Annotated in this window: 14 protein-coding genes and 2 tRNA genes; 9 read left to right on the plus strand and 7 right to left on the minus strand. The window is 48.2% G+C overall.

Translation table 11 applies throughout. The annotated features are described in order from the left end of the window. The first annotated feature begins 93 nt into the window (after window positions 1-93). Both HMPREF3027_RS03090 and HMPREF3027_RS03095 read left to right on the plus strand, forming a co-directional pair. Window positions 94-1,320, plus strand: a complete 1,227-nt coding sequence (locus HMPREF3027_RS03090) for an AAA family ATPase (protein WP_246830513.1) — start codon at window positions 94-96, stop codon at window positions 1,318-1,320. Then, window positions 1,317-3,464 carry an LlaJI family restriction endonuclease gene (locus tag HMPREF3027_RS03095; RefSeq protein ID WP_070706965.1) on the plus strand — a complete coding sequence of 716 codons (2,148 nt, stop codon included), beginning with the start codon at window positions 1,317-1,319 and terminating at the stop codon, window positions 3,462-3,464. Before HMPREF3027_RS03090 ends, HMPREF3027_RS03095 begins: the two co-directional genes overlap by 4 nt. A 45-nt stretch (window positions 3,465-3,509) precedes the next feature. Here the strand turns inward: HMPREF3027_RS03095 and HMPREF3027_RS03100 are convergent, their stop codons facing one another. Together HMPREF3027_RS03100 and HMPREF3027_RS03105 are read right to left on the minus strand one after the other, a co-directional pair. Further along, a complete protein-coding gene (locus HMPREF3027_RS03100) occupies window positions 3,510-4,712 on the minus strand; it encodes a glycosyltransferase (RefSeq protein WP_070706966.1) in 1,203 nt (400 codons plus the stop codon). Next, a complete protein-coding gene (locus HMPREF3027_RS03105; RefSeq protein ID WP_070706967.1) occupies window positions 4,712-5,830 on the minus strand; it encodes a 4-phosphoerythronate dehydrogenase in 1,119 nt (372 codons plus the stop codon). The genes HMPREF3027_RS03100 and HMPREF3027_RS03105 overlap by 1 nt, the downstream gene beginning before the upstream one ends. 163 nt (window positions 5,831-5,993) lie before the next feature. Here HMPREF3027_RS03105 and HMPREF3027_RS03110 point away from each other — a divergent pair, with 163 nt between their 5' ends. The 7 genes from HMPREF3027_RS03110 to HMPREF3027_RS03140 all read left to right on the plus strand — a co-directional run bounded on the left by HMPREF3027_RS03110 (window position 5,994) and on the right by HMPREF3027_RS03140 (window position 16,212). Further along, window positions 5,994-8,804, plus strand: coding sequence for a TonB-dependent receptor (locus tag HMPREF3027_RS03110; protein ID WP_070706969.1), 2,811 nt, complete (start codon window positions 5,994-5,996; stop codon window positions 8,802-8,804). Window positions 8,805-8,813: 9 nt separating this feature from the next. Next, window positions 8,814-10,082, plus strand: a complete 1,269-nt coding sequence (locus HMPREF3027_RS03115; RefSeq protein WP_141756216.1) for a DUF4876 domain-containing protein — start codon at window positions 8,814-8,816, stop codon at window positions 10,080-10,082. A 4-nt stretch (window positions 10,083-10,086) separates the two neighbouring features. Further along, window positions 10,087-11,643 (plus strand): DUF6850 family outer membrane beta-barrel protein, encoded by a 1,557-nt coding sequence (locus HMPREF3027_RS03120; RefSeq protein WP_070706971.1) that lies wholly within the window; start codon window positions 10,087-10,089, stop codon window positions 11,641-11,643. 19 nt (window positions 11,644-11,662) lie between these two features. Next, complete coding sequence (locus tag HMPREF3027_RS03125; RefSeq protein WP_070706973.1) at window positions 11,663-13,882, plus strand: HEAT repeat domain-containing protein; 2,220 nt, start codon at window positions 11,663-11,665, stop codon at window positions 13,880-13,882. Window positions 13,883-14,636: 754 nt separating this feature from the next. After that, entirely contained in the window at window positions 14,637-15,269 is a 633-nt protein-coding gene (gene pyrE, locus HMPREF3027_RS03130) for an orotate phosphoribosyltransferase (RefSeq protein WP_070706975.1), read from the plus strand. 20 nt (window positions 15,270-15,289) lie between these two features. Further along, a complete protein-coding gene (locus tag HMPREF3027_RS03135) occupies window positions 15,290-15,718 on the plus strand; it encodes a hypothetical protein (RefSeq protein WP_070706978.1) in 429 nt (142 codons plus the stop codon). Window positions 15,719-15,747: 29 nt separating this feature from the next. Continuing rightward, window positions 15,748-16,212, plus strand: coding sequence for a hypothetical protein (locus HMPREF3027_RS03140; RefSeq protein WP_246830514.1), 465 nt, complete (start codon window positions 15,748-15,750; stop codon window positions 16,210-16,212). Between the two features lie 316 nt (window positions 16,213-16,528). Here the strand turns inward: HMPREF3027_RS03140 and groL are convergent, their stop codons facing one another. The 5 genes from groL to HMPREF3027_RS03165 all read right to left on the minus strand — a co-directional run bounded on the left by groL (window position 16,529) and on the right by HMPREF3027_RS03165 (window position 21,594). Continuing rightward, complete coding sequence (gene groL, locus HMPREF3027_RS03145; protein ID WP_070706980.1) at window positions 16,529-18,154, minus strand: chaperonin GroEL; 1,626 nt, start codon at window positions 18,152-18,154, stop codon at window positions 16,529-16,531. 33 nt (window positions 18,155-18,187) lie between these two features. Further along, complete coding sequence (gene groES / locus HMPREF3027_RS03150; protein ID WP_018029242.1) at window positions 18,188-18,463, minus strand: co-chaperone GroES; 276 nt, start codon at window positions 18,461-18,463, stop codon at window positions 18,188-18,190. A gap of 187 nt (window positions 18,464-18,650) precedes the next feature. Then, window positions 18,651-18,724: transfer RNA gene (locus HMPREF3027_RS03155), tRNA-Asn, on the minus strand. A gap of 45 nt (window positions 18,725-18,769) precedes the next feature. Next, window positions 18,770-18,843 (minus strand) — tRNA-Asn (locus HMPREF3027_RS03160). A gap of 150 nt (window positions 18,844-18,993) precedes the next feature. Beyond that, window positions 18,994-21,594 (minus strand): TonB-dependent receptor, encoded by a 2,601-nt coding sequence (locus tag HMPREF3027_RS03165; RefSeq protein WP_070706982.1) that lies wholly within the window; start codon window positions 21,592-21,594, stop codon window positions 18,994-18,996. Window positions 21,595-22,260: the final 666 nt, after the last annotated feature.

The raw sequence follows: 22,260 nt of genomic DNA on the forward strand, positions 1-22,260 counted from the left end.
GAAAAGCAGTGGAGAGACATTGGGTCTTCATATTTCACAGACGAAGTTGCCAATGCAACTATAACAGTACAGACAAAGCCTCTTTTTTCAACTTTGAGCAAGTTGATAAAATGGAGCAATCCAGATGAATACCAAGGAGTAAGTACAGACCAGCATATTGTCTTAAGTGACAAAACGTTGTCAAAAGCGTTGGCGCAACTCTTGTCTGTTATTGAGATGTACACACCTAAGCCTATTGTAATGAAGACCGCTACTATGCCTCCTCTCCAAGTGATTTACTACGGAGCGCCAGGTACGGGCAAGTCGTATAAGATTAAAAACTTAGAAAAGGGGCAAGGAACAAAGCCTGTACGGACGACATTTCATCCCGATAGTGATTATGCCACATTCGTTGGGGCATACAAGCCAACTATGGAGGTGGTGCCACGCTACGAGAGTAGCGGCACGCAGGTGGAGGAGAAGCGAATTGTGTATAACTTCATCCCTCAGGCCTTTCTCAAGGCGTACGTGCAGGCTTGGGCGCATTATCCCGAACCCCAGTACTTGGTGATTGAGGAGATCAACCGAGGCAATTGTGCTCAAATTTTCGGTGATCTTTTTCAGTTGTTAGATAGAAGTGCGTCAGGCTTTTCTGAGTACCCTATAGCCGCAGATAGCGATATCAGTAAATATCTATCAGAGACCTTTGCCACAGAAGACAATTTTGCGCCCGATGAATCTGCACAAGCAGAGATTAACGAGTTCTACAAAGAGGAATACGCGGATGTTATGGCAGACGTGCGTTCTGGAGAATTGCTATTGCTACCGAATAATCTCCATATTCTCGCCACAATGAATACGAGCGACCAAAGTCTCTTCCCTATTGATAGTGCTTTCAAGCGTCGTTGGGATTGGGAGTACATCCCTATCCGAAATGCCAATATGGATTGGGTGATAACAGCTTCTGGAAAGGAGTGGGACTGGTGGACTTTCCTGCAGTGCATCAATGAGAAAATAGGTAGTGTGACCGATAGTGAGGATAAAAAGTTGGGTTACTTCTTTGTAAAACCACAAGATAATCACACCATATCGGCAGAGACCTTTGTGAGCAAAGTAATCTTCTACCTATGGAACGATGTTTTCAAGGATTACGGATTCAGCGATAAGGAGTTTCAGACAGCTGAGGGAAAGGAGATGACCTTTCCGATGTTTTATGAGACTGATGTGGAGGGTCAACAAGTAAATGAGGGACTTGTAGCACAATTTCTACAGAATATTTTCGGAGAACCACTGCAAGACAATAATAGCGAGCCAGCAATAGAGGAGATAACAGAAGCGTGAGGGTCATCATTGAGGGATATAACTACCGAGCCGATGCGGTGCGGTCTATCTTGTATGAGCTAAGCCCTTTAGAGAGTGTAGAGGGTGCAGTGAGTGTGGGTTATGTAGGTTATTACTATAACCCACAGTTGCGGGATTGCGTTTTCATTCTGCCTAAGGTATTGTTGAATAAGGATGACAAGGTCTTCTCTAAACTTGACCCACACGACATCATAGACTTGGGTGTAAATAACCCCCTCACTCCAGAGGAGCGCAACTTCATCTACGAATTTGCCGTATGGATTTATCGAGCCATTGATGTTTATAATAGGACCAACCCTAAGAACAACATCATCTACCGCAGGCAGATTGTAGAGCAAGGGCGGGGAAAGCATATGGTGAGCAATACATTTCTTGATATATTGCTCTCGCTTCTACGTTTCAACCAAGAGCATCGGCACTTCTTTACCACCACGCTACGCAACCTGTATTCGGGCTACAACAAGATTAACTGGGCACGAACTATTTCCCGCTCTACGGCATGGATACAAGATGATGTCCCCACCTACCTTAATCCAGTTAATAAGAAGCGTCAAGTCAATACGGACGAGGAATTGATTATTATTTATCTCTCCATTCTTCGATATATCAGCGACACTTATGGATTTCCCGTGCAAATCTCTTTTGGTTTCGAATTGATAACGGGTCGGAAATTCACACATTATATAGAGGGGTATGGCAAGCGAAGGTTGAAGCAGATTAAGTACCGCTACTTCTCGGATGTGCAGGTGAGACTGTGGGAGCTCTGCTATGCCTTCTTTGATAGGGCGCACCACATCAATATTGTAGCTGAACAACGTGAATATTTACTCGCAAAGAACTTCAATATTGTCTTTGAAGCCATCATTGATGAACTTATTGGGGATAAGGAGCCACCATCTGGCTTGAAAAACCAGGGGGATGGTAAGCGAGTGGATCATATCTATAGCTATCGCGACCTAACCGACAACGAGGAGAATAAGCCTATTTATTATATCGGGGATAGTAAATACTACAAGATTGGCAACGCCATATCGCAAGAGTCTGTCTATAAGCAGTTCACCTATGCTCGCAATGTAATACAGTGGAATCTCAACCTTTTTCTAAATAACGAAAGTGTGGACAAAAGGCAAGGGCAACTCAAGTATAGAGACGATGAAACAGAGGGGTACAACATTGTGCCCAACTTCTTCATCAGTGCCAAGATGGACGAACACCTATCGTATGCTGATAACGTGTCCACCTCCGACCTTAAGAACAACACTTTTCTTTCTCGCCACTTTGAGAATCGGCTTTTCGACAGAGACACGCTATTGGTCTACCACTATGATGTGAATTTTCTCTACGTGGTTTCCCTCTATGCTCGGGAAAACAGCTATCAAAAAGAAGCGTGGAAGCAAAAGGTGCGTAGTCTCTTTCGAGAGAAGATACAAGCAGCCCTTCAAGAGCAGTACGACTTTTACGCAATGACCCCAAAACCGGGCGTTCTACACAAGGAGTACCTCCGCACGCATTTCCAAGAGCTTTTAGGCAAAGTATATCGTCCGTTTGACGATACTCGCTTCCTTTCGCTTGCATTGGATAAGAAGGACAAAGTTGGCAATGAACAACTACTCGCCAAGCTGCGTCAAGACTATCATGTAGTGCAGTGTGAGTTGGGTGAGAATCCCAAGCAGTTGTTTAGAGAGGTTGTGAAGAGTGCTACATCCTCGGCACCCAATGCCCGCCAAGGCGTGCTAATGGTGATGATGGAGCATTATGCTATAAAGTCTGCTAGTTTTCTTCCCTCTGGAAAAATCGCCATCGGTATTAAGATGACTAGGGATAGTATGGAGATTGTGGAGAATCTCTCCTCTATAGGCTATGTTCTCTTTCACCATCGAAGCAATAGAAATCTACATCTATTTTCCGTGAGGAATGTCTGTAAGATTGTAGCACATCAAGATTTGGAGGAAGGGCGATACAAAAATATTAAAGACAAAGAGTTGTATGTTATGGTAGACTTAGACACCTTATCAGAGTTGGATTGTCACGGCCTCCACGCTACTCGGAAGCCTTTCACCCCTGAAACGAGATACGATGCTCAATACGCTACAATCAATGAATTAAAAGATGATTATGAGTAACGAAGCTTTGCTGTCCGATAAAATGGTGATAGTTGGGTAGTGGGGTTAGAGGGTGTAGAGGTGGAGCAGCTGGGTGGCGATGGCATCGATGCCGAAGGAGCGGACGGTGTCGGCAATCTGCTTTCTATCTCTTAGAGCGGGTGTGTGTACCACGGCACGAGCCATGGCGGTGGTCTTGTATGGCTGAATGAGCTGACCATTGCCACTCTCCGGGCGAATGATATCGGGGATCCCACCTACGCCAAAGGCGATGGCGGGGGTGCCACAAGCGATCCCTTCTACAAGTGTTTGCCCAAGCGTCTCGTATCTTGAGGTGGAGAGGATGGTGGAGGCCGTTTGGTAGAGCTTTACCAGCTCCTCTCCCTCGGCTCGGGGGATATGTCGGTAGGGGATTGGTATCTGCTCTAGTAGAGACTTATCCTTGATTTGCCCCACCAAAGTGATGCTTGCACTGCTCGCCCATTCCTCAGATAGTGCCTTTGCTTCTCGGAGCATTTGCACTAATAAATCGGGTCCTTTCACGGGATCATCAATGCGTGAGGCAACGAGTAAGAGGTTGCTCTCTTGTTTTTTCGTAGCCGAATCTGGGCAAAACCGCTTCAGGTCTATCGGATTGTGTAGCACCGTGATGGCACCCTTACTAAAGAGGGGCGAAGCATCGACTGCTTTCGCCACCGCATTACTCACCGCTACGAGGTGTATTTGCTCAAGCGGAAGATCCTTTTTCGCCTGAAAGAGCCTACTCGAATGGTCCTGCTTGCTTTTGCTACCCATAAGCGGACAACTTCCACATCCCTCAGTGAATCTTTGGCAAAAAGAGGTCTCGCCATCTACTCCGATAGAGTAGGGGATATGGCAACCGCCCGTGAGTGGCCAGAAGTCGTGGAGGGTCCAGAAAAACCGTTTCCCTTTTATGGAGAGCAATTCTGCCAGACCTTTGACGGATAGAAACCCTTGCTGTACCCAATGGATATGAACTACCTCCGCCCACGCCACCCATGGGTGGTGAGCAATGTCCAGGCCATAGCGGGCGGTGGAGAAGCGAAAGAGGTTTTTGCGTTGGTAGCCGACAGCACGGAGCGTATCTAGGCGGTCGGCAAGGAAGCTGACCCGATGCTGCCACCCAAACTCTGTGATGGTGAGCATACGTACCTCCATCCCTGCCTGTGAGAGGAGTGCCATTGTCCGCTGGCACGCCACTGCAGCACCGCCGCCGCTCGGGTAGGTATTGAGGAGGAGAATCTTCATCACTCTATTATCCGAAAACCAATCCCTTGTGCTGCCTCTGCCCACTCTCCAATCTCCCTTCTGCGGAGCTGGTACTCTGATGGCTCGTATGGGTAGTGATATTCTCGACGAAGAGTTTCGAACTCCTTTGCTCGCTCCCTAAGGGTGCGGTCCACTCCTCTGATGCCAAAGGTTTGTAAGAGTGCCTCCCATAGAGGTTGGTCACTGGAGAGATGTAGCAGGGGAGCGCTCAAGGAGGGTGGGTAGAGGGGCTCCGAGCTGCTGAGCTTTAGTCCGAAGTGCTCTAAACCATGCTCTATGCAGGTCCGCGCACCATTGGCCTTACCCTGAGCAGAGAATCCAGCGATGTGCGGTGTGCCTAGCCAAGTCTGCTTCAGTAGCTCTTGCGAGATATTGGGCTCCCCCTCCCAGCAGTCCATCACTAGGTCTGTGATTTTGCCTTCACGCAAACCCCTCAGTAGGGCCGAGGTGTCGGTCACTGCGCCACGACAAGCATTCATGATGATCGGTTTCCTTTGGAGTAGATCTACCAACCTATCATCTAGCAGGTGCACGGTCCGATCCTCTCCCTCCTTAATAAGTGGTACGTGAAAAGCGATGACATCGGCCTTTTCGGCAATCTCTTGAAGCGAGACAAAGGTATCTGGGCCTTCTGCCCTTGCCCGAGGTGGGTCGTTGAGGAGCACCTCCATCCCCAGCGCCCGGGCATTTCGTGCCACTCTACGCCCGACGTTGCCCACCCCTACAATCCCTATCACCTTGCCACGAGGGTCCCACCCACACTCCACCGCTCTAAGGGCTATGGCTGTAGTAAAGTACTGCGCTACCGCCTCGGCATTACAGCCGGGGGCATTGTACCAAGTGATGCCCGCCTGGTGGCAGAAGTGGGTATCAATGTGGTCAAAACCGATCGTCGCCGAGGTGATCAGCTGCACCCGAGAGTGCTCCAGAAGCGCTCGACCGCACTTCGTGGTACTCCGAATAATCAGCCAATCCGCCTCCTTCACTGCCTCCGGGGCAAACTCCTCCGAGGGGAGGTAGGTCACCTCCCCCAGCTCCTCCGCCACTCCCTGGATGTAGGGCACCGAACTCTCTGCTACTATCTTAAGCCGTTTCATACGCTTTCTCCGCGCCTCCCCCTTCCTCTCCCCAAAGGTACCATTTTATTCCGATCCCCACGCCCTCCTTTACCAATCAATATACCTAGTATAGGGGAGAATAGAGTTGCTGGAATTTATTACCTTTGCAATAAACAATAACAATTCGTTAAATTAGTAAAATATGATTAGAAGTGTGTCGTGGCGTTATATGCCAATCCTCCTTATTCTGATGCTTCTATTGCCGGCTAATGTGTGGGCACAATCTAAGCATCATCTAAGCGGGGCGGTTTACGAAATCTCAAATGGTGTCAAGGAGCCTCTCCCTGGAGCTACGGTTTCGATTCTCGCTTATGGAATGGGTGCGATAACCTCTGTAGATGGTGCATATCATATCAAGGAAGTGCCTTCGGGTAAGGTGCGACTAACGGTTTCCTTTATTGGCAAAGTGACCATTGATACCCTTCTTGTGGTGAGTGGTGATCAGCGGCTCGACTTTGTGATGCGAGATGAGGATTTTAGGCTAAAGGAAGTGGTGGTGACTGCACAGTCCAGTAAGGCGGGGCAATCCACATCATCCAAAATCTCCACAATGGCAATGGAGCACCTACAAGCGGTGAGCCTTTCTGACTTAATGTCGCTCTTGCCTGGTGGTATTTCTACTAATCCTTCCCTTTCTACTGCAAGCCAGGTGACTATTCGCTCGGCAGGTGGAGATGATAATATCAATGCTTTGGGAACGGCTATTGTGCAGGATGGAGCTCCTATCTCCAATAATGCCAATCTACAGGTGATGAATCCTTCTGTAAGGGGAGGCACTTCGGCATTATCGGGTGGCGCTTCTCCAGCGGGTGGCTTTGATACTCGTCTGCTCTCTCTGGAGAGTGTGGAGTCGGTAGAGGTGGTACGAGGTGTCCCCTCTGTATCTCATGGCGACCTTACCTCAGGCGCTGTCTTGATTACCTCCAAGGCGGGCCGGGCCCCTTTAGTGATCAAGGCACGTACTAATCCCAATCTTTACCACTTCTCTGCTCACAAGGGCTTTTCGTTTGATAAGAATGGAGGATCCCTCAATGTGAGTGGCGAATATGCGAGGAATACTAGCTCGCCAATCTCTTCATACAATTACTTTACTAGGGCGGTTGGTAAGCTTCTCTATTCGAATACATTCTTTGACGGCAAATGGCGTACCAATACCTCTTTGGATTTATGGTACGGACGCGATAAGCGAGATCGCAACCCTGATGATGTCGCAAATGAGCTGGAGTCGGATGGCCGTAACCTGAGATTTGCAATGAATAGCAATGGTACTATTAACATTGACAAGGGGTGGCTGAAGAATATTAAGTATGTGGTGTCGGGCAGTTATTATGATAAGTATAGCTTCCTTACCCAGCTCTATACTTCTGCAACGGCTCCATATTCTATGACTGATGTTGATGGTGCCATTATTGCCAATCAGCCAGGAAGAGTGCTCTACGATGTTTCGGGAAAGCCACTGACCAAGTATGATGGGGTAGATCCGACTCACTATGCTCACTACCTCCCCTCTAATTACAAAGGTCGCTATGATCTATATGGGCGTGAGCTGAGTTTCTTCTCTAGCGCAACGGCTACCTTTTTCGGTAAGCTAGGAGCTACTAATCACCGGATATTATTGGGCTTCAATTATTCAGTCGATGGCAATATTGGACGTGGAAAGGAGTTCTCACCTGAGTTTCCTCCATTTCGTAATATTGCAGCCCATAATGCTACATTTCGCCCTCGTCCCTATCGTGAGATCCCTTTTGTGCACGAGCTGGGTCTCTTTGCTGAGGAAAACTTTAGTTGGAAGATAGCCGATCGTCACCTCGTGAATTGGCAGGCGGGTCTTCGCTGGGATCAAATATCTCTCGTGGGTGGAAAGCTCTCTCCACGTACCAATCTCTCTATTGAGATAGTCCCCAATTGGCTCTATATAAGAGGCGCCTATGGAGTGACAGCCAAAATGCCTACACTCCTCTATCTCTATCCTGAGCGTGCTTACTTTGAGTACATTAATATAAATGAGATGGCTAGCAACCTTGAGGATAAAGCTTTTATGACTACTACCCGAGTATTTGATACCCAAAATAAGTCGCTAGAGATTGCTACAAATCGTAAAGCAGAGGTGGGCATTGACCTTAAGACACCTATTGGAAAATTGATGGTAACTGCCTATGATGAGCGTATGGATAATGGGTATACGCTTACTCCAAAGCACCAGCCAGTTATCTACAATGAGTATAAGCGTGTGGCGGGACCTGATGGGCCACGATTTGAGCTCTCTGCCTCTAATCCCGTGCTTGCTACCTACTACAGCCCATCTAACCACTTGACTTCTTACCGTAGGGGACTGGAGTGGGACTTGGCACTTAAGCGCATTGATGCTATCCGCACTACTATTGCGCTATCTGGTGCATGGGCTTGGTCCAAAAACTTTAATAATGGTTATGAGTACTATGATGGTAGAAGTAGTGAAGCGGGAGCATACCGTACCCATACCGCACTCTATGAAAAAGGGATGGAAAAGCATATCTATGAACAGGTGACTAGCTCTATCAGAGCTACACATAACATCCCAGAGCTTGGCCTTGTACTGACCCTCACTGCAGAGGCTATATGGCGTGAATTGGATCGCTACCAGATGGGTAACGATACTATCCCGGTTGCCTATATCTCTAAGGTAGATGGTAAGATATATCCTTTTGATGTGTCACGTGCAAAGGAGCCTGAGTTTTCATCTCTTTTGAGAAATAGAGATGATAGTATGTATATTGATGAGCTATTTCCACCTCTCTATAATTTCAACTTCAACCTTACCAAGGAGATTGGCGACTTTATGCGGCTTTCTTTCTTTGCGAATAATATGTTTAGAAGCTATCCAAGGGTGGAGTCGAAGCGACGACCAGGTACATTTTATAGCCGAAATAAAGCCTTTTTCTACGGTATTGAGTTGACAATTATTATCAAGTAAAAGTATAGTATGATGAATGCCAAATATACACATCACCCCTTTGGGTGGCTGCCATTGATAGCCCTCTTGATGCTCTTTTCTGTGGGGTGTAACTCCTTTGAACAAGCTAGAAACACAGACTTAGTGCAGCCTATTTCGGTGACTATTGTGGCGAATACTGCTATCCCCGACTTTGATTCGGCATCAGGAGCAAAGGTGGAGCTGATCAATGAATATGAGCAGGTGGCTTATTCTTGTCCATTGACGGGTCATGAGACCAAAGTATCGGGAGTGTTGCCTGGAATTTACTCTATCAATATCTCTGGTGAGACGGTAGGGGCTGATGGTGAAGTCTCTTACCCCAATGGTAGCCTGCTCAATTATCCTCTTCTGGAAGATGGGTTGCGTGTAGAGCTGGAGGTATTGAACGGACGTTTGAGTCCCCTTGTGTTCAAGGAAATATACTACTGTGGTTCGCCCAAGCGGTATTTCAGAGACCAGTTCTATGAGATATATAATAATTCAGATGAGGTCTGCTTCCTTGACGGTCTCTACTTCTGTGTCCTTTATCCAGGTACTGCGACTACAAAGTTGCCTATATGGCCTAAGGAGGATGCTGGAAAGTATCTATATACCGATCGCGTTTGGCGCTTTCCAGGCACAGGAGAGGAGTATCCACTGAAGCCAGGTGAGAGCTGTGTTATTTCCCAGTTCGCCGCCAATCACCAACTAAGCATTTACAATCCTAATTCTCCTATTGATGGCAGCAGCTCGGAGTTTGAATTCAATATGTTTAATAAGAAATTCCCAGATCAGCCGGCGTATGATATGATCCACATCTTTAATGATGGCAAGGAGGCAATGGGGCGTGTGCCGCAGTACTTGACTACTGTTTTCGGAGGTGCGTATGTGCTCTTCAAGGGGCCAAAAGGGGAGAGTTACGACCCAGTCAATGACTTGTCACTACAAGCCAAAGACCTGAGCAATAAGCGCAACACAATCTATGCCAAGATACCTGTAGAGTATGTGTTAGATGGCGTTGAGGCAGTGGATAATGAAACAAAGATCAATGCTAAGCGTATGCCGAGCTTTATAGATGCGGGGATTACCTATGTCGGTAATACCTACATCGGGCAGGGTGTGGCTCGAAAGAAAGTAGGGCAGCGGCCCGATGGTACCCCTCTCTTGCAAGATACCAATAATAGCACCAATGACTTTGATCGAGGTGTTACACCGATGCTTCGGAGATATGGAGCAAAAATGCCAGCATGGAACCATTCATTAAAAAATAACAACTAGTAAAATGAGCTACAATCATAAGCGATATCAAATATTGTGCCTACTTCTATTCCTATCGTGTGCCAATGCCCTTATAGCTCAAGAGGTAAATAGCCTCTCTTCATTGGATAAGTTGAAGGGCGAGCAGCTATCTGCCATGCACAATAATGCAGCAGGGATGGCACTAGAGAATGCTCAAAGGTACACCGTAGTCGGCTTGTCCGGAGCATTGCAAAAGGGCGACTACCACAGAGCAATGGAGGGCAAAAAGCTGTACGACCTTTCGGCAATGGCAGAAGGAGCCGTGCAATTGAATGGTTACCACCTTTGGGGAAGATTTCAGTACGATAGAGAGATCGCTAAAGAGGTGGGATACAATGCTTCACTGATTCGCCCCTATCGTGACCTCCCATACTTTGTGGCCGATGAAAATCATAGTGATTGGAGAAATCAACTCTATCAGCTAGAGTTCAAGGCAGGTACTCCTGTATATCATCGCCTCCTATCTTTTGGGCTAGCAGCTGGCTATTCGGCGGAGCAGGGTGCCAAGCAACGGGATGTGAGATCACATAATAATGCGATGTCCCTCTATTTACAGCCATCACTGCTCCTCTTTTTCAATAAGGAAACACAGCTTTCACTCCTCCTAAAGTATGCGACGTACAAAGAGGAGAGCCGGATGCAAAACATCAATATATATGTGGAGCAACCCTATTATGAGATGTTCGGAATGGGAGGTGCTACGGCACGTATCGGTTCTGGTCGGGTCACTAATTACATCCGAAATACTGTGGGTGGTGAGTTGCAGTACAATATTGATACTGATTGGCGCACTATATTTTATCTTGGTTTTGAGAGCTCTGTAGAAGATGCAGAGATTAGCTTTACCGTCCCTCAGCGTGCCGGTTCTCTCCTTGCAGATGCCTCTTTTGTGGGTTTTACTCTTCAGAGTAAGGAGAGCCCGTCACAGCATACCCTTTCTGTGCGTTACGATGTGAGTAAGCACAAAGGAATACAGTACATCGTAAAGTATGATAATACAGAAGCCTTTAAAGGCTATATTGAGCTGTCTCGTAGCGGTAGGTATTTGAAGCACCGCAATCACTTAGAGGCTTCCTATCAATGGTCGTGGAATAGTCAGCACCCCTACGAGTGGTTGTTGGGATTGAATGGAGCGGTTACGCAAACTTCGGAGCAGTATATTTTACCACACTCGGAGTATGGGTATTCAATGGCATCAATTATGGGAGAGGTGCGCAAGGTATTTGTATTTGATAGCCCTTTTACCCCCACTCTCGACCTTTCCCTTACTGGTGGTCGTCTTTGGGCATTTGACTCTAATATAGAGCTCAAGCAGCAATATGTAAATTCATTTGTGGCTGAGCATATCACTCTGCCCGACTATCACTATATGGTGGCGGACCTGTGGAAGGGGGCTCTTTCTATCTCCTATGCTCAAAAGCCAGTATCCTCTAGCCGTGCAATGCTATACCTCAAGGCAAGATTGGGGTATTCTCACCCATTGAATTCAAGTCTAGGTCACCGTGCCTCTGCACTTTGTTCTTTGGGCTGTTTTTTCTAACACTTATAACACCTACAACATGAAGTACAATAGAATATTATTGGGCATAACCGCCCTATTGATTAGTGCACTATCACTTATGGCACAGGTGGTGGAGACCCCTAGGGTGGTCACTCCCACTTCATTTGCCATTGTGATAGATAGTAAGAGCTATGCTAACGCCAAGGCAGCAGTTGATGCCTATCGAGATGTGGTGGAGCAAGATGACCTCGGCACCTATCTCCTTATTCATGACTGGAGTAGCCCTGATGAGATCAGAGTACTTCTCCAACAGCTTCATCAAGACCCCTCCTCTCCACTTGAGGGGTGTGTCTTGATCGGGGATATACCTGTAGCGATGATCCGAGATGCCCATCATCTCACATCGGCATTCAAGATGGATCCCAATAGGTACCCATGGGAGCGCTCAAGTGTGCCCAGTGATCGTTTCTATGATTGCTTTGGGCTAAAGTTTGTACCACTGCCGTATGATGGGGCAAAACCGGGTCTCTTTTTCTACTCGCTTTCGAGCGAAGGGGCACAAAGGATAGAGTCCGATATCTATTCGGCACGTATCCGACCCTATAATAGAGAGGGTGAGACGAAGTACCAGGCATTGACGAAGTATCTACAAAAGGTGGTGAGGGAGCGAACTAACCACTCTCGGAATAAGCTTGACCACCTTACTATGGCTCGTGGCCATGGCTACAACTCGGAGTCTAAGCAAGCGTGGGCAGGAGAGCAAATCGCACTAAGGGAGCAACTGGAGGGTGTGTTTCTGCCCACTGGGCGCTTTAAGGCAATCGACTTTGATGATAAGTTCCCCGCAAAGTACTACTACCTAACCGAGGTGCAGCAGCCTGATCTGGATGTGATGCTCTTTCATCATCACGGAGCCCCCCAAAATCAATACATCAATGGATATCGAGAGGGGAGCAGTGTGGATATCTCTAAGGAGAATATAATGCTATTTGCACGTGCTAGAGCTAGGCGACTAAGGAAAGGGGAGACTCCTGATGAAGCGATTCAGAGGGTTGCCAAGGAGCTAGATATCCCCATTTCTTGGATCAGTGATACTTTTACTCCCGAGAATGAAGCAGCGGACTCTCTATTCAATAGAAGCCTAGATATCTATATTGATGACCTCCGTGCCATTGCGCCAGCGGCGAGATTTGTGATGCTAGATGCATGCTATAACGGCTCATTTCATCTTGATGAAAACGTTTCGGCAGAATATATCTTTAATGAAGGAACTACTCTTGCAGTCCAAGCCAATTCGGTCAACGTGATCCAAGATAAGTGGCCAGATGAGCTGCTTGGGCTCCTCGCAAATGGGATGCGGTTGGGCTCGTGGCATCAGCAGGTAATGTACCTTGAGACGCACCTTATCGGTGACCCAACCTTTAGGTTCGTATCGGATAGCCAGCTAGTGCCAAGTAACCTTAGCCAGCAATTGGTGCTAAGAGCTAGGGATGCCAATTACTGGTTGCAACAGCTACGTGTGCCATCGGGAGATTTGCAGGCTTTGGCACTCAAGATGCTATACCGAATGGATTACCCACAAGTGTCGGATCTGCTCCTCAATGCCTATCGTACCTCAAATAGTCTGATTGTACGGACAGAAGCACTGAAGCTATTGAGTGAGATAAATGATGCCAACTTCGTGGAGGTGCTCAAGGAGGGGGTGCATGATAGCTACGAACTTATTCGGAGGATGAGCGTTGAGCTTTTAGGAAAGAATGGTTCGGACGCATTGGCACCAGCACTAGTAGAAAGTTTGTTGCAGGATAGCCACTGTAAGCGAATCGTATTCAAGCAGAGCGGTGCTCTCAAAATGATGGATGGTAATAGGCTCTCTCAAGAGCTTCGTAGCATCGTGGCACGCACACCTATATATCCTACAAGTCAGGTGGAGAAGCTACTCTCTGATATGCAGGCAGCTGAGAGTGCACGGGAGCGTCTTCTACAGGAGCTATTGCCTCAGAGCAAGGATGCGAAGTCTGTGAAAGAACAGCTATTTGCGATACGTAGCTGCCGTAACTCTCCAGATGCGAGGGTAGCTGAAGCTCTGATCAAGATTGCTCTTGACGTCTCCAATAGCGAGACGGTGAGAGTAGCTAGTATTGAGGCACTAGGCTGGTATAATTATTCGTGCAAAGCTACAGAAATCAAAGAGCAGCTTTCTACCGTGCTTGGTGATTCTTCACAGCTCGTTTCGCACGAGGCGGCAAAGAGTATCAAGCGGCTCTCTCCTCGTTAAGTACTTTGCTGTATCCTAATAGTTATGATCCCTTGTGGCGACACTTTTGTCCTGCCACAAGGGACCATTTTATTTATACGACTTCCGCATCAGGCAAACACAATAGAGAATGTTCGCGAAGTGACATTCTCGCACATTTGATCCAAATGTGCTGAGACTTTGCTCGAAGGATGAGATACAAGGCATGAGAATGAGGGCAAGGTGCACGCAGGGCACCAAGGCCCCACCGGAGCCGAAGGGAGCGTACTAACGTACGTGACCGAGCCCGAATCCCAAAAGCAACGCTGCAGATCGACTTCGTGCAACAGTCTCCAGTATTGGGAGTTACGTATTAGAGAAACTAAGTAAAAATCCGGCTAAAATAAGAATTCTGAGTCCCATTTATAACGAATTGGAATTCAATGTTATACTAAGGCGTTTGTCGAGATGCAACTAAGCAATCGGCGAGATGCAACTCGGCAAATGCTTAGTTGCATCTCGCCGATCGCTTAGTTGCATCTCAACTTTTACCCTACTAGCATAGAGGTTTTATGGAGGTCCCTAATCGGAAAAGTAGGGCTGGCGGTCGGTCTACGTCTTCAACAGAGGGGCTATGGAAAAACGGTATAATATGAGCTAAACATGCTAGCTAGTCGACTTAAGTATATACTCCTAATACGTAACCACCGTACACAATGTTTTGTGAGGTCTGTAGTTTGCTGGTTTTTGTGTACCTTTGGAGATGAGTGAATTAACTTTTTAGCACAATGATTTTATGAATGATATATCTAAGGTGACCGCTCGGCACCTCTTGAGATTGGAGGCGGTAAAGCTAAGTCCTAAAGCTCCATTTACGTGGGCATCAGGCTGGAAAAGTCCTATATATTGCGATAACCGTGTGACGCTCTCTGACCCTGAAGCACGCACCTATATCAAGAAGGCGTTGGGGGAGACGATCCGCACCCATTTCCCTGAGGTGACAGCTATTAGCGGTGTGGCGACTGGTGCCATTGCTCAAGGGGCTTTGGTGGCCGATGTGATGGAATTGCCTTTTAGCTATATTCGCTCAAAGGCGAAGGATCACGGCATGGGCAATCAGATTGAGGGTCGTATTCTCCCTACTGATAAGGTGGTAGTGGTTGAGGACTTAGTGAGCACTGGTGGCAGTAGCCTTAAGGCAGTGGAGGCTCTCCGCGAGTTTGGTTGCGAGGTGCTGGGCATGGTGGCGATCTATACGCATGGTCTGCAGAAGGCCGAAGATGCTTTTGAGGAGGCGGGTGTGACGCTACGAACCCTCAGTTGTTACGACGCAGTGATTGAGGAGGCAGTGGCGAGCCACTATATCTCGCACGATGATTTGGAGATGCTACGGGAGTGGCGTAAGGACCCTGCCAATTGGGGTAAGTAATTAAGTAATAGTATTATAGTATGAATGTATATACCAGTAGACCGATTGAGATAAAAAAAGATATTCAGACCCTCTACGGTTTGGTATCTAAGCCAACTAACTTACAGCCCATTATTGATAAGGCTGGGGACAAGGTGGCTGAGTATAAGATTGAGATCAGTGATGAGCAGGTCACTTTCTTTGCCCCTGCACTGGGTCAGATAGGCCTTAAGAAGTGTGAGGAGGTAGCACCCAATCTAGTGAAGTATGAATCCTTTAAGTCTCCAGTGCCACTAGCATTACAGCTTAACCTCTCGGAAGAGGGGGCGGATAAGACTCTAGCACAGATTCAGGTGGAGGTGTCGCTCCCACCTTTTCTCTCGGGAATGGTAAAGGGTAAGGTCACTAAGGGACTAGAAAAGGTGGCTGACCTCTTGGAGAAGGTGGATCTCTCTAAGATTGGTCTTTAATCACTACTGATGCAATGGGGAGGTTGGGTATGCGAAGGTGGGTGTGTCTCTTCATATTGCTCTTTGCCCTTTTCTCATGTCAGGAGCAAGGGGTGGAGCTAGAGGCGGAGCATCCACTTCGGCGTCTGCCTATTGCCCTAAGAGTATCGCTTGACCACGAAGGAAGAGCACTGCTGGAGCCGTATAGCTATAAGCTCTATGAGCAACCTCTCTATCGTGGAGAGCGACTAGGCTATATGGGGGTAGTGGTGGTGCATGGAGTGGGGGATCAGTATGCTGCCTATGACCTTGCATGTCCCTATTGCTGGCCAACGGAGGCGGCTGTGGTGCCGTCGCTCACTAGTGCGAATGGGGTGATGGTAGCGGAGTGTGCTGAGTGCCATACGGTCTATGACTTGGCATTGGGATTGGCGCATCCTGTTGTAGGACCTGGAAGCTATCCGCTCCTAGAGTACAGTGTCTATCGCAGAGGCTCTCAACTGTGGATTGAATGATTGCTTGACTATTACCGGTGCCTTTTTGTGGGTGCCTCATCGGACAAGTCGGACAAGTCGGACAAGTCGGAAGGGTGCACCTGCATCGTGGTAAAATAAGAGAAAAAGGACCTCCGGAAGGAGGTCCGATTTGTTTTAGCCCCCACGTCGGAGGGGCGTTAGACCCGAACGACTGGGGGTAAATAAGCTACCCCAACCCCACGACCCCTTGCGGGTCGGACCACTTCTTTTTTGGCAAGCTCATCTAAATAAAAAAAAAGAGAGCTAGGCAGACGAATGTCTGTCTAGCTCTCTTTCGTTGTATTAGGGTTTCAGCTTACATCATGCCGCCCATATCGGGGGTTGGCATTGCTGGAGCGTTCTTCTCAGGGAGGTCGGTGATGACACACTCTGTAGTTAAGAACATACCTGCGATGCTGGCTGCATTCTCAAGGGCTACACGAGCCACCTTAGTTGGGTCGATGACACCAGTCTCGGTGAGGTGCTCATACTTATCTGTGCGAGCGTTGTAGCCAAAGTCGCCTTCGCCATCCTTAAGCTTCTGTACCACTACAGCACCCTCCTTACCAGCATTGGCTAGGATCTGACGAAGTGGCTCCTCGATAGCACGACGGATGATATCGATACCGGTCTGCTCATCATCGGTCTCGCCCTTCAGCCCCTCAAGAGCCTTGGTAGCACGGATATAAGCAACACCACCACCAGGTACGGTACCCTCTTCGATAGCTGCACGGGTGGCGCTGAGGGCATCCTCTACGCGGTCCTTCTTCTCCTTCATCTCTACCTCGCTAGGTGCACCTACATAGAGGACAGCTACGCCACCGGCTAGCTTAGCTAGGCGCTCTTGTAGCTTCTCCTTGTCGTAGTCGGAGGTGGAAGCCTCGATTTGGTTCTTGATCACCTGTACACGTGCCTCGATATTCTCCTTGGCACCACCGCCATTCACGATGGTAGTATGATCCTTATCAATGGTTACCTTCTCGGCCGAACCAAGCATCTCCATGGTAGCAGTCTCTAGGCTAAGACCTGTCTCCTCGGAGATAACGGTACCACCTGTAAGGATAGCAATATCCTCGAGCATTGCCTTACGACGGTCGCCAAAGCCAGGAGCCTTGACAGCAGCTACCTTGAGTGAACCACGTAGGCGGTTAACTACTAGTGTAGCGAGTGCCTCGCTCTCAATATCCTCTGCGATGAGCAGTAGGCCACGACCAGTCTGCACTACCTCCTCTAGGATATGTAGAATCTCCTTGAGGGTGCTGATCTTCTTATCGTAAATAAGGATGTAGGGGTTCTCAAACTCCACGAGCATCTTCTCGGTATTGGTGGCGAAGTAAGGTGAGATGTAGCCCTTATCGAACTGCATACCCTCAACTACCTCTACAGTAGTCTCCATGCCCTTTGCCTCCTCTACGGTGATAACGCCCTCTTTCTTTACCTTTTCCATCGCCTCGGCAATCAGCTTGCCGATGGTCTCATCGCCATTGGCTGAGATCTTAGCTACGTGCTCGATCTTGGCTAGGTCGTCACCTATCTCCTTGCTCTGCTCACGGAGAGAAGCGACTACGGTAGCAACTGCTTTGTCGATACCACGCTTTAGCTCCATTGGGCTAGCACCGGCAGCGAGGTTCTTGATCCCTACATTTACGATGCTCTGTGCCAATACGGTGGCTGTGGTGGTACCATCACCGGCATCGTCATTGGTCTTGCTGGCCACTTCCTTTACCAGCTGGGCACCCATATTCTCAAATGGATCCTCGAGCTCTATCTCACGAGCTACAGAAACTCCATCCTTGGTGATATGAGGGGCACCGAACTTCTTGTCGATGATCACGTTACGACCCTTTGGGCCAAGGGTTACTTTTACTGCATTTGCTAGCTGGTCAACACCGCTCTTGAGCAGGTCTCTAGCTTCGGTCTCAAACTTTATTTGCTTAGCCATATATCTTTCTGTTGTTTTATAGATTCATTGAAATTACTTCTCTATCACTGCAAGTACGTCGCTCTGGCGCATCATAATGTACTTAGTACCCTCTAGCTCTAGCTCAGTGCCGGCATACTTGCCGTAGAGTACGCGGTCGCCCTCCTTGAGGAGCATCTTCTCATCCTTCGTCCCCTCGCCAGTTGCCTTTACGACACCCTGTAGAGGTTTCTCCTTTGCTGTATCGGGGATGATGATCCCACTTGCTGTCTTCTCTTCTGCCTCAGCAGGTACCACAAGTACCCTATCTGCCAATGGTTTGATAGTCATATCTACTACTTAAGTTTATAAGTTATACATTCAATTGTCTTCATTCAGTATTAGGTATTATGAAATAAGCGTGCCAATGTCATTCTGCTGCCACTGGGTGACAAATTCGGTAGTGGTCTGTCAGTAGTTGGCTTAGGGTAAAAAGAAAGAGGTGACAAAGTGTCGCTACACTTCGTCACCTCTCTTGCTCTTCCACTTGGACTTGAACCAAGGACCCTCTGATTAACAGTCAGATGCTCTAACCAACTGAGCTATGGAAGAATCAAAAAACGCTCTTTCTCACCCCTTTCTTCCTAATAAAAGATGCTCTTCCACTTGGACTTGAACCAAGGACCCTCTGATTAACAGTCAGATGCTCTAACCAACTGAGCTATGGAAGAATTTCACGCCCGAACTACCCTTCGTTAGTTTCGTGTGGCAAAGATACCACAAAATTTGAAACCTACAAACCCTTTGCTTGAAAAAATCTATGAGGAGAGATTAATTCGGCAGATAAGGGGTTAGGGTAATGCTGGTGGCGTTACTCTTTTTTAGATCTCTATCTTGAGACCTGTGTAGATGGACCTTGGAAGGGTAGGGCCATAAATATAGGCACTATCGCGATTGCCTCCTAGGTCGAAATCGCTTTGGAAGGCATTCAGAATGTTGTTCATCCCTACATAGACCTCAATGCAAGAGGTATTGAAGATAGGGAAGTCGTAGCTGATCTTTGTGCCAAGGTCGAAGAAGCGTGGGGTATGCTCTAGGCGATCCCATCGTGGTGCCTGCTCTAGCTTTGAGGTGTCGGGACGCTTGCCAGTGGCTACTAGCTCGCGGTCGATAATAGCTGCTTTTTGTCCTATCGTGACAACGTGCGGAGTGTACATCTGCCCAGTATAATTGAGGGTGCAGGAGATGTTTAGATTGGAGATGGGGCTGTAGGTAGCTGTGAAGTAGCCGTAGATATTGGGCGTGCGTAGCATCTCCTTGCTATTGAGTCCTATCTTGTCTCCATTCGGATTGAATCCAGTAAGGGTACTTGGTCCATGATCCTCTAAAGTGTTGATCTCTTTGGCAGTCTCAGCCGTCTCACCGAGTAGGGCGGTGCGGATGCCCCATTCCTGAGCTTCGTCCCACTGGCTCTTTGCTAGTGTGATGCCAGCTTGTAGGCTGAGCTTTTTCCACTTGATTTTTCCCTCAAGGTTGGTGCCGTATACCTGGGCATCCGAACCATTGATGCGCTCGTACATCTTGAACCCATCTTTGGATTGGTCCGATCGCTCTTCAGTGGTAAAAGCACCTACCAGACGGGTGTAGAAACCCTCTACGAGTAGGTTGGCTTGGGCTGAGCCAAGGCTAAAATAGGTGTCGGCACTTAGGCTAAGACTATGGCTGTACTCTGGGTTGAGGTCGGGGTTATTAAATACCCTTTGCGACTCTCCACCCACGATGCTTACATGCAGATCTTCATCGAAGAGCTGAGGGGCACGGAATCCTTGGGCGTAGCTCAGTCGAAGATTGACTTGATCGGAAGGATTGTAGCGAAGGGTGGCACGTGGGCTGAGGATCGGCTTGATCGCTCCCTTGCTATTGCGTACGGCAGAGTGCTCATCTAGTCTGGCACCTAGCAGCACGCTCCACGCCTCATTGCCCCACTCCAGCTGTGCTATTTGGCTCCAGTTGTGGATCTTTTGCTCTACAGTTGGGTAGAGAGAGGCATTGCCTGTGTTATCAAGCTCCCAGGAGCGAATCGGCATCGTATCCTTGAGGTGGTCATAGGCGTATTCTGCACCGAGTAGGATTTTAGCGGGGGCGATGGGGAAGTGGTCCCAATCGTAATTGTATTGTAGCCCGGCTAAATAGGTATCTCCATTGGTGTTCCCGAAGTTGACGCCAAATTCTTCTTTGGGAATGAAGCCAAGCTTCCCTACATTCTCTTCACCGATACCACCGTAGTAGCTCTGGCGTCTTACGACCTGACCCGACACGAATAGCTGAAGGTGGTGACGGAGGTCAAACGATTGATGACTGTACTTGAGCTGTCCGCTGTAGATGGTATGATCGGTCTGCTCTGTTACTGCAGCAGCGTGAACGGGGAGGTCCATTCGGTCGCCACCCCTACGGTATTCCTGTAGCGCATGGATCTCGGCACTCATCTTATCAAACTCTGAGAACCGAATATGTCCGACGGTGCCGAGGGAGCGTGAGCGAAGTTTACCTAATTCACTAAAGCCATCTCCATCTTTATCCCACGGCTTGCGGTCTCTAGCTTGTCCGAAGACCACTGCACCGATACGTCCGTCGGCACCTACAATAGAGGCGTTGAATCCAAGGGTGTGGTCGGGATCTTTCATCCCTGTGAGGGTGAGATTATTGAAGAAGCTATAGCTATTGGCTACAGGTGCCTGAGTGATGATATTGATCACTCCTGCGATGGCGCTCGAGCCGTATAGTGCGGAGCCACCACCTCTGACTACCTCTACGCGCTCTATCATATTCATTGGTAATTGCTCCAGTCCGTAGACTCCAGCGAGTGCACTGAAGACTGGGCGGCTATCAATCAGTATCTGGGAGAAGCGTCCGTCAAGACCATTGATGCGCACTTGGCTGAAGCCACAATTCTGACAATTGTTCTCCACCCTAATGCCTGGTTGGAAGGTGAGTCCTTGTGATAGGCTCACCGCATTCGCCACTTTGAAGACTTTGTCATCAATCACGCTGACCAGTGTGGGGGCGTAGCGGCGAAGGGTCTGCTGACGATTGGAGGTGACGACTACCTCGTTGAGGTCAAAGACATCTTCCTCTAGCTCAAAGTTCATCTCAAGTGTCTTTCCGGGAGCTACCTTCACTGTCCGTTGCTCGCTCTTATACCCAACGCCCGATACCTCTATAGTGTAGGTGTTGGGCTTGAGGTTGCGAAGGAAGTAGTGCCCCGATGCATCGGTGGTGGCACCATAAGGGCTATGCTTTATTTTGATGATGATGCCGATGAGGTGCTCACGGCTCTTTTTATCGAGTACGTGGCCTATGATATTGGCATCGGTGGATTGCTGGTTGTGCTCTGGTTCGGCTGCAATGGCAGGGGATATTAGCAGTAGGGTGGCGATCATAGAGAGCCACCATACTGGACTAATAAGCTTTACTTTTCTCATCTGGTTTTAAGTATCATTAGTTATGGTGCATCGGCTAGCTAGCTTCCGACGCACAAAATAAATTTAATGTTGCAAATCTACTAGATAACTCTAAGATTTGAGTCACTACTTTTAGGTATTTATCAGGGGTTACGCATTAGGAGTATATTCTTAAGTTAATGACCCTATAAAATAGGAGAAAGTAATGGCTAAAAAGCCCATTTATAACAAACTGATATTCAGAGCGATAAGAAAGCGAAAACTGAGTTGCAACTAAGCGATCGATGAGTTGCAACTAAGCAAATGCCGAGTTGCAACAAAGCAATTGCTTAGTTGCAACTAAACTTTTGACCACTTTGGGCTGTTGCACGAATGATAATATTCAAATTGTTTAGGATAATGGAGTAAGGACCTCGGAGAGTTCCGTGCTAAATAGGCACAGGTCAAGGCACGCAGTGCCGAAGACCTGTGTATAAAGAGTTACCACACACCCTTGCGACCCCGGCCGAGGGGTCGGACAACCCTATCTCTAGGTCTGACCCCTGAGCCGGGGTCAAGCAGGTGGTGAATATGCTCTTGCACACAGGTCGTTCGGGGCTAGCGCCCCTCCGACCTGTGCCTTTTTAAGAGGGACCTCTATCGAGGTCCTTACTCCATTATCCTCTACAACTTGTAAATGATCATTCG

Source organism: Porphyromonas sp. HMSC077F02 (assembly GCF_001815465.1).
Classification (GTDB): domain Bacteria; phylum Bacteroidota; class Bacteroidia; order Bacteroidales; family Porphyromonadaceae; genus Porphyromonas_A; species Porphyromonas_A somerae.